The organism is Vibrio sp. HB236076 (assembly GCF_040957575.1).
Taxonomy (GTDB): domain Bacteria; phylum Pseudomonadota; class Gammaproteobacteria; order Enterobacterales; family Vibrionaceae; genus Vibrio.
In genome coordinates, this window is the sequence record NZ_CP162601.1 from 2,666,589 (window position 1) to 2,682,341 (window position 15,753).

The 15,753-nt window shown below is 48.0% G+C and carries 10 protein-coding genes; 3 read left to right on the forward strand and 7 right to left on the reverse strand.

Translation table 11 applies throughout. The features are described from left to right. Nucleotides 1–139: 139 nt before the first annotated feature. From AB0763_RS11770 to AB0763_RS11785, 4 genes are all read right to left on the reverse strand, one after another. Nucleotides 140–2,413 (reverse strand): bifunctional diguanylate cyclase/phosphodiesterase, encoded by a 2,274-nt coding sequence (locus AB0763_RS11770; RefSeq protein WP_306101962.1) that lies wholly within the window; start codon nucleotides 2,411–2,413, stop codon nucleotides 140–142. Between the two features lie 461 nt (nucleotides 2,414–2,874). Continuing rightward, nucleotides 2,875–4,224, reverse strand: coding sequence for an MATE family efflux transporter (locus AB0763_RS11775; RefSeq protein WP_306101963.1), 1,350 nt, complete (start codon nucleotides 4,222–4,224; stop codon nucleotides 2,875–2,877). Nucleotides 4,225–4,373: 149 nt separating this feature from the next. Beyond that, the gene (locus AB0763_RS11780; RefSeq protein ID WP_306101964.1) at nucleotides 4,374–6,536 is read right to left on the reverse strand and encodes a heparinase II/III family protein; all 2,163 of its coding nucleotides are present in this window, start codon (nucleotides 6,534–6,536) and stop codon (nucleotides 4,374–4,376) included. A gap of 11 nt (nucleotides 6,537–6,547) precedes the next feature. After that, on the reverse strand, nucleotides 6,548–8,710 hold the full coding sequence (locus AB0763_RS11785; RefSeq protein WP_306101965.1) for a heparinase II/III family protein: 2,163 nt from the start codon (nucleotides 8,708–8,710) through the stop codon (nucleotides 6,548–6,550). 301 nt (nucleotides 8,711–9,011) lie between these two features. Between AB0763_RS11785 and AB0763_RS11790 the strand changes: the two genes are divergently transcribed. The 3 genes from AB0763_RS11790 (at nucleotide 9,012) to AB0763_RS11800 (ending at nucleotide 11,136) form a co-directional block, all read left to right on the forward strand. Next, the gene (locus AB0763_RS11790; RefSeq protein ID WP_306101966.1) at nucleotides 9,012–9,347 is read left to right on the forward strand and encodes a cupin domain-containing protein; all 336 of its coding nucleotides are present in this window, start codon (nucleotides 9,012–9,014) and stop codon (nucleotides 9,345–9,347) included. Nucleotides 9,348–9,492: 145 nt separating this feature from the next. Next, the gene (locus AB0763_RS11795; RefSeq protein WP_306101967.1) at nucleotides 9,493–10,425 is read left to right on the forward strand and encodes a sugar kinase; all 933 of its coding nucleotides are present in this window, start codon (nucleotides 9,493–9,495) and stop codon (nucleotides 10,423–10,425) included. 87 nt (nucleotides 10,426–10,512) lie between these two features. Next, complete coding sequence (locus tag AB0763_RS11800) at nucleotides 10,513–11,136, forward strand: bifunctional 4-hydroxy-2-oxoglutarate aldolase/2-dehydro-3-deoxy-phosphogluconate aldolase (RefSeq protein WP_306101968.1); 624 nt, start codon at nucleotides 10,513–10,515, stop codon at nucleotides 11,134–11,136. Between the two features lie 334 nt (nucleotides 11,137–11,470). Here the strand turns inward: AB0763_RS11800 and AB0763_RS11805 are convergent, their stop codons facing one another. The 3 genes from AB0763_RS11805 to AB0763_RS11815 form a co-directional block, all read right to left on the reverse strand. After that, on the reverse strand, nucleotides 11,471–12,217 hold the full coding sequence (locus tag AB0763_RS11805) for a polysaccharide lyase family 7 protein (RefSeq protein ID WP_306101969.1): 747 nt from the start codon (nucleotides 12,215–12,217) through the stop codon (nucleotides 11,471–11,473). A 214-nt stretch (nucleotides 12,218–12,431) separates the two neighbouring features. Next, nucleotides 12,432–14,207 (reverse strand): sodium:solute symporter family protein, encoded by a 1,776-nt coding sequence (locus AB0763_RS11810; protein WP_306101970.1) that lies wholly within the window; start codon nucleotides 14,205–14,207, stop codon nucleotides 12,432–12,434. Between the two features lie 329 nt (nucleotides 14,208–14,536). Then, a complete protein-coding gene (locus AB0763_RS11815; protein ID WP_306101971.1) occupies nucleotides 14,537–15,565 on the reverse strand; it encodes a polysaccharide lyase family 7 protein in 1,029 nt (342 codons plus the stop codon). Between the last annotated feature and the right edge of the window lie 188 nt (nucleotides 15,566–15,753).

Consider the following 15,753-nt stretch of genomic DNA (forward strand, 5'->3'; position numbering starts at 1 on the left):
TCTCCGTAATCAATTAGGCCAGTAGTATAAAGACAAAGTCATCAACAACACAAGTCGCAGCAGTCACCATTCACAGGATCGTGTCTAAGCTCTACCACTCTGGCCTCATCCCCTATCACCAGCGGTACTCAATGCTGAGTTACTCGACATCCAGTACGAGGCTAAACTGTTCGATCGGCACTGGTTTATGAAAGTAATGCCCCTGATAGCGATGTATTTTGTGCTTTTGCAACCTGACCAGTTGCTCTGCCGTTTCAACCCCTTCAATCACGGTATCGATTTTAAAGTGCTTCGCCAACTCGATGATCGCTTTCACCAATTGATAGACCTGTTCATCACTTGAAAGATCGCTGATGAAGCTCTTGTCGACTTTGAGCTCATCGACAGGCAATAGGCGCAAATAGTTTAACGACGAATACCCGGTACCAAAATCGTCGAGTGAGATCCGCATGCCATAGGATTTGAGCTGCGACAATTTGTCACAAGCATCGTCGATATCCTGGATCAAGACCGACTCAGTCACTTCGATGGTTAATTTACTGCGATCAAATTGATAATTTGAGATGATCGACAAAATTTGTTCGGTAAACTTATTTTGCCATAACTGCTTAGCACTTAAATTAATCGACAAAGAGAGGTGCTGTGTTTCTCGGTTTTGCTGCCAGCACTCCAATTGCTCGCACACCAAAGACAAAACGTACTCACCTAATGCCACTCCCCAGTTACTCTCTTCGACAATCGGCATGAACTGATCGGGTTCAATTAACCCCATGGTCGGGTGCTGCCAGCGGATCAACGCTTCTGCGCCGATGATATTATAGCGAGTATCCACGATCGGTTGCAGGTACAAACAGAACTGTCTTTGTTGTAATGCCTCTTTGATCCCATGGTGAAAATGAGTTTGCGTGCGCATTTCATTTTGCATTTTGGTGTCAAACACCACCGCGCGATTACCGCCGGCTTTTTTAGCGCGATACACCGCCATGTCCGCCGATTGCAACAGCTGGGCTTCTGGTAGACCGTATTGAAAAATTACCCCGCCAACGCTGGTCGAGATCGCATAATTGACTTTGGTATCTTGCACTGGACAGTATAAATCAAAGGGGTGGCCTATAACGTCAATCAACCGCTGAGCATAGCGCTTAGCTTGCTGGTACGCCATTTGTTGGTCTTGATCTAAGTTGGGCAGGATAATCACAAATTCATCACCGCCAAATCGCGCTACCGTACCACCGAGCATTTGCACACTGCTTAAACGCTCTGCCACACCACTGAGCAGGCAATCCCCCATCGAGTGGCCGTAGTTATCGTTTAACAATTTGAAGCGATCTAAATCCAAAAAAAACAAGGCCGCAAACGTGCCCCGCTTTTGGTTGAGCATTAAATTGGCTTTGATATCATTGAGTAAATGCGCGCGATTTTTTAACCCAGTGAGCGGGTCGTAATACGCCAACTGGTACACTTTATCTTGGTTTTTCTTCTCTTCAGTGATGTCGAGTACAATGCCAACGATGACTTTGGCATTGCCGTCTTGATCGAACTCAGACACTTTGGCTCTGTCCCAGATCCACACCACATCGCCATTGGTGTGCGTAATGCGAAACTCAATGTTGTAAGGCTCTTTTTTCTCCATCAAGCGATCAATCGCACTGTAGACAATGTGTTTGTCTTCTTCGACGATGCACTGTTCAAACTGCTCAAAGTCGAGCATTTGATCAATGCCGCAAATCTCGGCCCATTTTTGATTGTGATAAATATCACCGGTCTGCGCATCCCACTCCCACAAGCCTTCATCAGACACTTCTAACACGTGCTCTAAGCGGTGTTTATTGCGCTCAGATTGTTCTTTGAGTTCGATGATGTCGGTAATATCTTTGGCAAAAATGAGAATATTGAGCTCGTGACTGTGATCGTAAAACGGGATCTTTAATGATTTGAAGTGCCTGATCTCACCGGTGTTGACATCGGTGGAAGATTCAATAACTTCTTCGCTTTTAAAACAACGCATAATGTTCTGCGCGCTTTGCGTGAAAAAATCACATTGCTCTTTGTTACCAGTAAAATAATAATCGTTTTTGCCCACCATCTCACTGGGCTGACATTGGTACAAATCCGCCACCGACTGATTGCAATACACAAAATTACCGTCAAAGTCCTTCACCACGATCACATCAGAAATGCTGTTGACCAAAGCGTCCATCACCTTCATCTTGCGGTTCACTTTATTGGTGAAGACATACAAGAAAACAAACAGCCCCATTGCGATCAAGGCGAAGACCACCAAGAGTTGAGCGGGAATCAAGCCCGAACCAACCAGTACGCTCACCAAGGCAACCGCGCCGGTGATCGCCGCCGCTGCCATCAATGCAATTACCAATAACCACTTTACGCTTAATATGATTCCGTCAAACACAGACATGTCCTTAAACAAGAGAGAAACAACCCCAAAATACAAATCTCACGACATAGCGGGTCACCCTAGCGGATTAAAAAGCTCGACACCATAGTTAAAAACAACTTATATAATAATGAGTTAGACCATTTATTTATAAGAAAAAAGCTCACCTTGTTAACCCCTCTTTTTGGGGCCTATCACCAAGGTAATTGCTCACGACAAACCAGCGCGAAGGCCTCTCGATACTCAACCGACTGGTCGCGCTTGTCAAAGCCCTCTCTTTGTCAGTATATACACACTTGGTCGTATCAAGTAATAGTATAGAATACGGTATTATATTGGCAGGATTATGAAGGTAAAAAGCGTGACCGAGGTTTTGTATTTTGTCGTATAACAAAAGAAAGTAATGACAAAACTGACAATAGCGTTCAGCCACACAGCAAGGAAGAAAGTGGATACTGACTGATACCCGGTGTGCATCACGGTGAACTCAACCCACCTTGAGCAGGCGCGGTGCGTATGGCACGGCGCATCAAGAAAATAAACGGCACAATTTTGAGTACGTCTTCACAGACAAAAATCGCAAACGCCCAAAATACCGGGACGTCAGTATAAAGTACCACCAGCGTACAAAGCGGTAATGCCACACACCATTGACCGATAAAGTGAACGCGAAACACCCATTTCGCGTGACCCAACGCCCGTAAGATATGCCCCTGTGACGTGTTGTAAACCCGAGCCAACGGCAAGAGAATATAAAGCGGCGCCAATACCATTAAATGGCGTTGGGTCTCAGCGGCTAAATCGGGGTACAACAATGGGAACAAAGCACTTAACAGCACAAAAAAGCCCACACTTAAGCACGCAATCCACATTGACCCTTTTAATAATAAGCGGGTCTCCAATGCCAACCAAGACCAACGGCCGGCGCCGAGACGCTGACTCAGACAGATGGCCGAGGCTTGTGCCCAGGCAGTCCCCACTTGATTGCCAATGCGAACCCAGGGAAATAACAAACTGATGGCGACATAGGCCGTTAAAGGGAGTTGAGAATAAATCAATTGATACGCCGACATCCCCATCGAGAGCAAGGTCACATTGGCCGCGATAGAGTAAATGTGCAACCAATGCTGATAGATCACATCCCACCCAGGAAAGGTAAGCGTCACCTGGATAATGTTCGCACTCTGACAGCGCCACACAAGATACAAAGCGCGCAGTACGATGGCGACAAGACTGCCCAGTGCCGCCCCCGATACGCCCATCCCCGTCCACGACAAGACGCCGTGAATAAGAAAATAACTGGCAATGGCGTTGATGGGCATTTCCAATAAATAGCCATAAAGCGAAATTTTGGTTTTGCCATCGGCGTTAAACAGCGCGAGCAGTACTTGAGTCAGCGCATTTAACAACAACAAATATTGACCTAGGGCTAAGTACTCAAGCGCCTGCTCGATGACTCGACTCTCCTGGCTCAATTGCCTCACCAGCCAAGGGCCAAGCACCATCATACCCAGCAGGAAACACACGCCACTGGCAAGGTTAATCCACAGCGCCGATGTGAAGTGTTGTTCGAGTTGCTTTTTGTTTTTCGCGCCGATCGCGCGACTAAACAGCAGTTGGCTGCCATTGGCCAACGCCATTTGGGTGCCAAAACAAAAGGCAATTAACGTTGTGGCGATCCCCAATGCGGCTAAAGACGCTTCTCCTAATGGTGAGATCAATAACGCATCCACCATTAACATGGATTGCATTAACAACGCATTGATGGCAAGAGGCCAGGCGATGTGCAGGTTTTTCTTTACCGCACGAGAAGATAAATAGCGCATCACAGTCGTCCGCGACAAACTCAACAAGTAAAAAACCGCTGTCGACACAGACAGGTAGACAGCGGTTAAAGGACAGTCATTGGCAATGATTCACTCATCCTCATTGCCTTATTCATTGATGATGACTCAGGGCTAACGAAGTGTTGTGCCTAACTGAGCCTTTCCAAAGCGCCTTGCCATTGATAATCAGCAACTTGATGAACCCCGCTCACGGTGCCAAAGCTGACCCCATAACAGTAGTATTGCCCGTCTTTGCCGTGCCATTCAATCACGCAGCCCTGTGAGTTACTCGCCAAGACGTTGACGCCTTGAATACGACTCGTGGCATTGAGCGAGACTTCCATCGACTCATCAAAATGGCCGTGCGTTTCAATCACACTGGCAAACACGCCCGATTTCACCTGCTGCCTGAGAATAAAGCCGGGCTCGCTGCGCAAGTTAAAGTCGGGGTCGTTCGCACCGGTGCGCACCAAATGCAGGCTGCCACTTGACGTCGCTTGCTGGTCGACATCAAACATCGCATAGCTGGCGGTGTAAAAGCTGCTGTCGTGTAACCAGGTTAGCTGGCCTTGACCACATTCAGACGCTTGGCCTAGGTGCCACAAATGTTGATAGCCATCGCTGTCACCTAAAGGCGCCAGTGCCGAGGCCATGATGACCTCACAATCGGTGTTCATCAGCTGACCGCTGTGATGGAACGGCAAGTCGTATTGGTGCTGCTCTTGGCTATCGAGCGCAAACACATCCAACAATAAGGGCGCTTCAAATTCTGGTAAATTCAGTAGCGCCACCGTTCTGGTCATGGTCACCCCAGGATAATACTCAGCCACTTTGGCGGCCATCACTTGCTGGTCGAGGTTGTCAATTGCAAAGATGAGCCCTTGTCCGTGAGTGGCTTCCGCGATTTCTGTTTTGGCCTGGTTTTGCGTTTTTTGGTCGACGACGACCGTGTTGTGCGCCACCGTTTGTTTACAGTAACTTTTGTTTTCAGGGATATAACGACCGCCAAATTTAGGTTCGACATTGACCCAACGACCAAAGCCGTAATCGTGTAAGACCTCGTGCCCGCGATTAAACAAGCTGACGTGTAGGCCATCAAAGTGACCGTGGTCTAAAGCTGAGTGGTAACGAGAGTCCGAGCCATGACCGCCAAACCACATTAAGGCCATGCTGTCTTGTTGCTCAACGCGACGTCTTAAAATCGCCACCCCGCCTTTTTCACCCTGAGCCCCATCTCTTAATAAGACACTGCCCCAGTCAAACCCAGCCACGGTGTTGCCCTCTGCTTTGGTCTTTGCCAACGCATCTGATAGGCACTTGCCTGACGCGTGAACCCACACGTCTTTTTGATGCTCCGCCATCGCCAACAAATTGGGGTTGGCTTCGTATTGGTGAAAACACACCGAGGTCGCCATGATAACCCCTTCGTCATTGATGTTGATGGTTTTCGACGAATCGTTAAGCGCGGGTAAACAGCCGTCGGGAAACGCGGTTTTAAACACGGCATAAGAGGTGGTTTTGATCACCTGCTGGTTAAAGTCATAAATTTTTATCTCGGGCTGACGACGTTCAATCGCTTCGGCAAACAAATAGATAGGCCTTAGAGAGAAACGGTGATAATACGGCCCTTCCATGTAGTAGCCATCTGGTGAGAACAGTTGCGCTAACTGCGCTAAAAAGCCGCCGCTTTCGCCGTCGAGTTTTAAACCGTAGAGCGCTTTGTCAACCACATCCTGGCGGTTGATCGCGTAGCCACAAATACCCACCGCCGCGACAGCCCAAAGACCGTGATTGTGTACGATGTCAAAGTCGTGACCGTAAGTGACAACAAACAAATCAATCATTGGCTCAAACAAGTCTTGCTCAATGTGTTGACGCTGTGACGAGGTTAAGGTGGTGTACACACAACTGTAGGCACACGACGCGTACAACATCCACATATTTTCATTCAGCGTTTGGTGGAATAAACGCCCCGGTGGGTTGGTGTCCTTACTGGTGTGACTTTCTAAGCTCGGATAGACATTGGCGTAAGCGGTAAGCATGTCGACGACATAATCGCGGTAGTGCTGACTCTCGGTAATGAGAAACAAGCGCGCCGCCATGTCCATGTGAATGTAATTTTGTTTGTGGCGATTGTGTTCATAACCGCCCGCCTCACCGTGGCCGGGGACTTCAATGCCGACCTTAGCCATATACTCTTCGACTTGCTTCATGTCGCGCTGCAACGCTTGGCCGAGCAAGGTATTGCGCTCGAGGTCAGCTTGCATGGCTTTGGCTTCTTGGGGTGACAATAACAAAGGTTGATAATTCATCGGGTAACTCCTTAATCTTGTGCGGTGGCCGTGGTGTGAGCTTGAATGTCAATTTGATACGGCCCTTGCCAAGCGTAGTGTTGCCCACTGACTTCAATATCAAATTCTTGCGCAGAGTTATCGTCGCGGCGATGGCTTACCATCACCGTCACTTGATGCTCGCTTGTCATGACCTCGACGATGCTGGCCTGGGTATCGGAATGCACAATGGTGATCTGTTGAACCTGGCCTCGGGCTTGCTCTGACTTTTCATACGCTTCGTTAAAATAACCATGGCTTTCAAGTACCGAAGCAAACAAGGTGTTGTCGCCTTGAGTACGCAACACAAACCCAGGCTCACTGCGCAAATTCATTTGGGGATCATTAGCACCTGTGCGCGTCATCACCAGCTCACTTTTCGCACTGCTGCAAGTGCCGAGCCACGTATAGTAATGTTGACCTTGTAACCAACTGACTAAAGCGCCTTGGTCGGCACAGGTTTGGCCGAGTTTCCACAGATGTTGGTAACCGTTGCCCTCACCCAGTGGCATGAGCGGCGAATTGGCATCGATGCCTTGATGGGTACGAACGATTTGACCTTGATAATAATGGCTGTAATCGTACTGATGCGTCTGCTCGCTTTGTAAGGCAAACAAATCTAAGTAAAGGGGCGCCGCGAGTTCGGGTAAGCCAATCAAAAAGACACTGCGCTGCATCTTGACCCCATCGACATGCTGATCAGCAAACGCGCTCATGGCTTGTCGCTGATCATTGATGTCGGCAAAAAAGTGCTCGACACCATGGCGAGTATCCGCCAGTGTTGCATCGGCGAGATTTTGGCTGGTTTCGTCAACCGTCACCAAGTTATGGGCAATGGTCTGTCTAGCATAGCCTTGGTTCTCGGGTAAATAGCGCCCGCCAAACTTGGTTTCGACATTGACCCAGCGGCCAAAGCCATACTCGGTTAATACCTCTTGACCCAAGCTGAAAAAACTCACGCCTAAGGTATCAAAGTGACCATGGCCCATACCGTGCTGGCCGTAATTCATCACCAGTTGGCTGACTTGCCCTGCCGAGGTTTTTGCTCGTAAAAAGCCTTGTGCTCCGCGATCGCCTTGCGGCCCTTCACTCAATGAACAGCTTGGCCAATTTGGCACACCAATGGGCCCTTGAGCGCGGGCTTTTTGATGCTGCTGCGACAAGGTTAACCCACAAGCGTGAATCCACACCCCTTGTTGTAACTGCGCCATGGCGACGATATTGTCATCGCATTGATAGTGATGCGCGTACAAACTCACCGCGACTTTAACCCCTTCATCGCGAATGCTCATCGTGCGCGAGGCATCGTTTAAGGCGGGGAAGACGCCATCTGGGTAAGCGGTGGACAGCAGCGCTTTAATGCTGTGTTTAATCACTTGGTTTTTGTAGTTCAAGATGTCGATTTCGGGCCAATGACGATGCAAGATTTCCGCGAAGAGACAAGTGGGTCGAATCGCATAACGGTGGTAGTAAGGCCCTTCAAGGTAATAACCCGATGGCGAGAACAATTGATCGAGCTGAGCTAAAAAGCCGCCGGTGCCATCGGCATCACAGCCGTACACCGCCATCTCGAGATAGTGGCGCTGGCCAATGGCTAAGCCGGCAATGCCCACCGCGGCCACGGCCCAGATACCGTGATTGTGAATGCGATCAAAATCGTGGCGATATTTGACGGTAAACATCTCTAACATCGGCTCAAACAGATTAGAGACAATGTGATCGCGCTGTGCTTGGGTCATCGACGCCGCAACACAGGAATAAGCCAAACTGCTAAACAGCAACCAACAGTGCTCGTTTAAGATTTGATGAAATAAGCGCCCGGTGGGATTGGTGTTTTTTTGCACATGAAAATCAAAGCCCAGATAACGGTCAGCGTATATTGTCAGTAAATCTGTGACAAATTGCCCATACTTTTGCTCGCCAGTGATCAAGAATAGACGACCCGCGACATTCATATACTGGTAGTTTTGTTTGTGTCTCGTATGCTCGGGACCGCCAGCCTCACCATGCCCTGGAACCTCCAGTGGTAAAGCCATAAACGCTTCAACAGCGACACGTTGCTGCGCAATGCTCTCGGCCATTAATCCATTATCTGCCATGGATTGCGTCAAAGCATGAATTTCTGCTTCATTCATTAACAGAGGGGTCGTCATCATGGTATCCCTTAAATTTCTCACTACATTATTTAAATCCTAAAATAATACAAATAGACCCTCTTCAGCAACTCCAATGATCCAAATGATGATCACAATCACAACCGAACACAGAACCAGGCTCGCCACGCCTTATTCACAGAGAATAGTGAGCAAGATCAAAGAAGCCAATCCCGCACTTCACTCTCGCTGACTTATCCCTCTTGAACCTTGATACCAGTCACGATTTAAAACATATTGTATGACAATAATAAAAAAGTGTTTTATGGTTACCACATCGCTAATATGAAAAGGAAGCTGAACAATGGTTGCATTTTTTAAATCTGACGAACACCCGTGGGAAGAAGTCGGTCCGGGTATCAAGCGAAAAATCGTCGGTTATACCGATGACTTGATGCTGGTTCACCTTTGTTTTGCTAAAGGTGCCATTGGCGAACCCCATTCTCATGAGATCCACGATCAGATCGGTTATGTCGTGAGTGGCAGTTTTGAAGCCGAAGTCGATGGCGAAAAACAAGTGTTAAAAGCGGGTGATGCCTATATCGCGGCCAAACACCTGGTGCACGGTGCCGTCTCATTAGAAGAGAACAGCATTTTGCTCGACGCTTTTTCACCGGCCCGTGAAGACTTTTTAAAGTAACCGTCACCGTTATAAAAGTCACCGTTATCACCATCGTGACTCGATAAAAAATAGACACAAAAAACATGCGTATTAGCAAAGCATGTAAGATTAAAGATGAAAACGCACAGCGTCATCATCACTTTTTGTTGTAAAGGAGCAGAACATGAGCCCATTTAAACTCGCGATCATTGGCGAATGCATGGTTGAGCTGCAACACACCGAACAAGGGTTGCGTCAATCCTTTGGTGGAGACAGCTTAAATACCGCCGTTTACTTTACCCGCCTCACTCGCGAACACCCGTTTACCACCGCTTATGTCACTGCTCTTGGCCAAGATAGATTTAGCCTAGATATGCTCACAGCGTGGCAAAGTGAGGGCATCGATACTCGTTTGGTGCGTCGCTTTGACGATAAATCGCCTGGCCTGTACTACATTGATACCGATGACAGCGGTGAGCGCAGTTTTACATACTGGCGCAACGATGCGGCGGCAAAATACCTATTTGACCCTGATCGGATTGGCGATCTCAGTGATCAACTTCTCGAATTCAATGCCTGGTATTTAAGTGGTATCAGTTTAGCCATTTTAACCGATGTTGGTCGTCAGACCCTCTTTGAGCTGATGGCTCGATTTGTCGAGCAAGGCGGCAAAGTGTATTTTGATAACAACTACCGCCCTAAGTTATGGTCATCCCCAGAGCAAGCTCAGCAAGCCTACGCTCAGGTCTTGGCCCTGACCGACACCGCGCTGCTGACCTTTGACGATGAACAGTTGTTATACGGCGACCGCGAGGAACAACAATGCATTGCTCGCACCCAAGAATTTGGCGTGAGAGAAATCATCATTAAACGCGGTGGTGAGGCGGCCTTGGTCGTGCTCGACCAGCAGATGGATTCCGTCGCCCCTGCCCCGGTTGAGAAAATTGTCGATACCACGGCAGCCGGTGACTCCTTTAGCGGAGGCTACCTCGCTCGGCGACTCACCCAAGGCAGCGCCGTTGAATCGGCCCAATTTGGCCATCGCGTTGCAGGGCAAGTCATACAAACCAAAGGCGCGTTAATTCCGCCAGCTGCGATGCAATCGGTTGAGCTTTAGTCGCCGTGATTCAGCTCATCGGCCAGTGTCGATGAACACACTTTTCTGGGCTTAGCCCTCAAACAGAAACTATTAAGAGAAAACATCATGACTCAACTTGTCGACCAATTAGCGCAACTAAAAGTCATTCCCGTGATTGCCATTAATCAGGCCGAACACGCTCTGCCACTGGGTAAAGCATTAGTCGAGAATGGCCTGCCGTGTGCCGAAATTACGTTCCGCACCGATTGCGCCCAAGAGGCCATTGCCATTATGCGCGATGCGTACCCAGAAATGCTGATCGGCGCAGGCACCGTATTGACGATAGAACAAGTCGATCAAGCGGTAGCCGCCGGTGCGGATTTTATCGTTAGCCCTGGCTTTAATCCGGTCACTGTTCAGTACTGTCTCGATAAGGGCATTGCGATTGTTCCTGGTATCAACAACCCCAGCTTAGTCGAACAAGCGATGCAAATGGGGCTAAAAACGCTGAAGTTTTTCCCGGCTGAGCCTTCTGGCGGTGTCGGCATGCTCAAGTCGCTCGCGGCCGTTTACCCGGTGCAATTTATGCCAACCGGGGGGATCAACCCGAATAACATCGACCAATATTTGAACATTTCTTCTGTAATTGCCTGTGGCGGTACGTGGATGGTTCCGAGCCAATTGATGGATGAGGGTCGTTGGCAAGAGTTAGGTGAGTTGGTTAAAGAAGCCGTCAATACCGTCGCTTAATCGCTTTATTTATTGTTTTAAATAATTGTTGTTTTGTTGTTTTGTTGTTTTGTTGTTTTGTTGTCACGTTTGCCTTTATACGGTCAAAGGCCTTTTCGGCACAGTAAGCTATTTACTCCTTATGGTTGCTCCTTGCGCTGTGCCTTTTTTCTTTGCTTTTTTATTCCATCGCTTTTTCTCTTTATTCATCGTCCATCGATGATAACTCACTATTATCGCCTCCTACTTGATTCGTTCACCACCGATAAGTCTCTCTTTTGTCTTGCGGCAAGACCTCGCACACCGATAAAAAAAGACAGCCAACGGGCTGCCTTTTACTAGCGAGATGCGCTGATCAGTCAATCGCTTGCTGGTAGTATTTGAGTGACTCGAATTGCACTCGTCCGGTGCCTGAGTCTTGATTGTAAACCCCCGCTTTAAAGTAGCTTTCCAACTCGCCCCAGTAACTGATGTCGAGTTTATTGATCTCAGAATGAGTCACGCTGTCTCTTTTTATTGTCAGCGCATTATTCTCAATACGAATTTCAAACTTAACGGCAGAGTCACGATATTCACCTAGGTCAATTTTGGCGTAGTTTTTACAGCTCTCACAGGCATCTTCTTTGATGATCGCCCAATAGTGGTCGCTGACATCGTCGTACTCACGCATCCACACAATCCGCACTAAGGGCAAATTGATGGCATTGCTGTTACTGGTCACGTCATGTACTTGCAAGAAAGTGATCTCGTCGACTTCACCAGTTAAAGGATCATCAACCAGCACATTGGCGATCATCTTGTTGAGGTATTGTGTGTCTGAAGTGTACCAGTTGTTGACTTGCCTTAACTCAGAGCGGGCGTGATCGCCCGTGACCTCAAAGGTCATCCACGCATTACCAGTGTCAGGGACATAAAAGTATTGATTGTATTGCCCCTCAAAGTCGCCATTGGCAATATAAGTGGCGCTGTTTGGCGCCTGCAATTTCGATTCATCGAGCACGGACTGATAACGGGCAATATCGTAAGGGGCACTGTCGGCCAGTGCCAGCGAGCTGCAGATACTGATGGGGAGCGCTAAGGCGAGTGCGAATTGTGTCTTCATTAGATTTCCTTGTTGATTGGATTAAACGTCAAATAACATGGCTCACCAGACTACTCTGGCTTCATCATTGATCACTTAGGTGTCCGCCCAATCGAGAGCACGCTTTTACGGTGTAGATTGTGCTCTCTAGACTGACCCGTGATTCTTTATTGCGGTAAAAAAAAGCCGTAATAAAGAGAACTTATTACGGCTTAGTATCGAACAAATCGGTGAATTACTTAGTGGCGACTTCGGCTTCTGCCTCCACTTTATCATCGACGGATTTGACCAGTAATAGACCAACCGCCAACACGATAAAGCCACACAGAATAAAGACTAATCGTCCCCACATTGGGTTAGGCAGGGCAAACATGGCCATTACGCCTACGCCCGCCACGGCAATCAAACTGCCCAACATACGGCGCTGTTTGTTGTCGAGTTTTTTCTGTGCTGTCGAATCGGCCACTAACGGCGTCGCTAAGTTATCAAAGAATTGATCCACTTGAACTTGACGCTCATCAGACAGGGGTTTGTAGAACAGAGTACTCAAGACAAAGAAGCCTGCGGTAAACACCAAGTGACCAATCAAGCCAATCGCGACTTTCAAGTCAGACCATTCACGACCGGTAAGCGGCTGTAAGTCAAACCAGTTTTGAACCATTTCAGCGGTTAACACCAGGCCAACGAAGTAAGACACGACGCCGCCAACAATCAGTGTTCCCCAACCCGCCCAGTCTGGGGTTTTCTTAATAAAGAAGCCACAGAACGCTGGAATTGTCATTGGGAAGCCAATTAAGGCACCGACGTACATCATGGTGTCAAACAGGCTCAATCCTTTGAGAGAGTTAATAAACAGCGCAACGAGAATGATCGCAATGCCAAAGAAGGTTGAAGTGAGCTTAGAAACAAACACCAGCTCTTTTTCTGACGCTTGTGGGCGTAAAATCGGCTCGTAGAAGTTTTTAACAAAGATACCCGAGTTGCGGTTAAGACCAGAGTCCATCGATGACATGGTGGCGGCAAACATCGCGGCAATCAAAAGACCAATCATCCCTGCTGGCATGTATTCTTCAACGAAGTAAAGGTAAGCAAAATCGCCCGCTTTAGAGCCTGCATCCGGATAAACTTGAGCCAGGTCAACACCTTGACCGGCAATATACCAAGAAGGCATGAACCAAATCAGTGGACCTAACGTCATCAACAAACACGCAAGCAATGCGGCTTTTTTCGCATTTTTCGAATCTTTTGCCGCCAAATAGCGGTAAGAGTTCAGCATGTTGTTGGTAATACTAAATTGCTTGAAGAAGATAAAGAATGCCCATAGGCCAAAAATGCTGAGGTAGTTGACGTTGTTACCTGAAATAAAGGAAGCGCCTTCTTGTACGGGGAAGTTCTCGACAATCTGTGTGACGCCACCGCCTTGTACGATCGCCACGATAGCACACGTCACCGTGACCGCCATGATGATCACCATCTGCATAAAGTCAGACGCGATAACCGCCCAAGAGCCGCCGGTCACCGACATGATCAAAACCACCAGACCGGTAAGAATAATGGTGGTGGTCATATCGAAGCCAAAGATACCAGAAGCGATAATGGCCAAGCCATTAAGCCAGATACCCGCTGAGATAACGCTGTTTGGCATACCAGACCAGGTAAACACTTGCTCGTTAAAACGACCAAAGCGCATTCTGATCGCTTGAATCGTTGTCACTACGCGCAGCTGTCTAAACTTAGGCGCAAAGTACAAGTAGTTCATCAGGTAACCAAAGGCATTAGCGAGGAACAAGATCGCCACCGCAAAGCCATCGGCGTAGGCTTTACCGGCAGCACCTGTAAATGTCCAAGCACTGAATTGCGTCATGAATGCGGTCGCCCCTACCATCCACCACAACATGCTACCGCCCCCGCGGAAGTAGTCACTGGTGTTGCTGGTAAAGGTTCTAAACATCCAACCTATCGCGATGAGGAACAAGAAATAAATGCCGACTATTATTGTATTGAGATCCATTTTTCGACCTTTAGGGTGAGGTGTGTGTGTCACTATAATAAGTCACCCAATATCTATTTGTAGTACAATATAATCATTTCGTGATGCAGTAGACGTTTCCATCATTCTGATCGACAAAACTCTGATCTTGGTCACTGTATCAAGGGAAAATAACAGAAAAGGCTCAGATTTATCGTCAATAGAAGACGGTTTTAGCCCAGATGAGTCGGGATAAAAAAGCGAGAATGTCAGTGAACGAACGGCTAAAAAACCCTTTAATCAAGGTATAAATAGGCATAATTGTATGATTAATAGGGCAGTTAACCTGCCCCATTGATCCCGATCAAACTTTAAAAACGCGCTAAATCGAGTTGGTAAAAGCTCACCTGAGTGTAGTCCCCTGAGTCGGCGCCTCGGTATTGACACGCCGAAGAGCTGGCTTTGGTATTACATTGGTTGTAAGCACCGGCTTTAAAGTACATCCAATCATCGCCATAGCCTTGGTCTATGTCATGGCCTTGATAATGGCCATGCGCTAAATCGACCTGAAAGGTTTTGCTCTCTTCGTTCGCCTCACCGGGGTGTTTGATAAAGGTCAAGGTCATCACATCGCCTTTTACCTCAACGTCGTAGTGGAATTTTTCGCCTAAAGCAATGCCATCAAGGGGGGACTCATCGCCGGCTTTGAGGTTGTATTTACCCCATACATTGGAACGTATGTCTTTGCGAAGTTTCGACTTTTGCTGTGCTTTTGGCGGGTTGAGTTCATAGCCCCAATACAGGGAGCCCAAATCGTGGCCTGGCAATTTTCGATAAGCGATTTTTAACGGTTCATTTTTGGCTGCGTGGATTTGGCCAATCACCACAGAGTAAGCGCCGGTTTTATTTGCATCCCCGCTTTGACTGACCCAGTCGACACTCACCGTTGCCGATAATTGTCCGCCAATTGAACCGTATTTTTCGGCATCAGGGTGAGAAGCGAGTACAAAGTTATTGGCCGGCTCGTCGTATTTTTCCGCGTACATCGCTCGCAGCTCACTGCGGGCGTTTTTGCTGTTCGGCGTTGTGGGCGCATCATTTGGCGCTTTAAACACCATGGCTTGACGCGCGTTATCATAATAAAACCACTCTTGACTAATAAAGCCTTGAGATAATTGATGCTTGTTGATCTCTCGTGCTTTTCCTTTGCGCTTACCTGAGGTTTCATGCTCTGGCAACGTCAACTTCCAATCGCCCAGAGCAAAATACTGACTCGGCGCGGCCTGATTGAGCGCGGCCGGCTCGCTTGTGTGCACCGGCGCGGCCTGACCTAAAGAGGGGCTTTGACTGCACGCACTTAAAACCAGTGTCGCGCTGATAAGTGAAAGGCGAAATAACATGTAGGGTTCCTCATTTATTGGTATTTTTCGCTTACTGGCCATCACAAATCGAGCGAATAACACAGCAAACACCAAGCATTAATACTACAAAATACCCCTAACTCACCGTGAAGCATTTCAAAAAATCCGATGAACTACGACGAAAAATCAATAAAACGCCCAATAATGTGCAATAGGACGACAAAAAA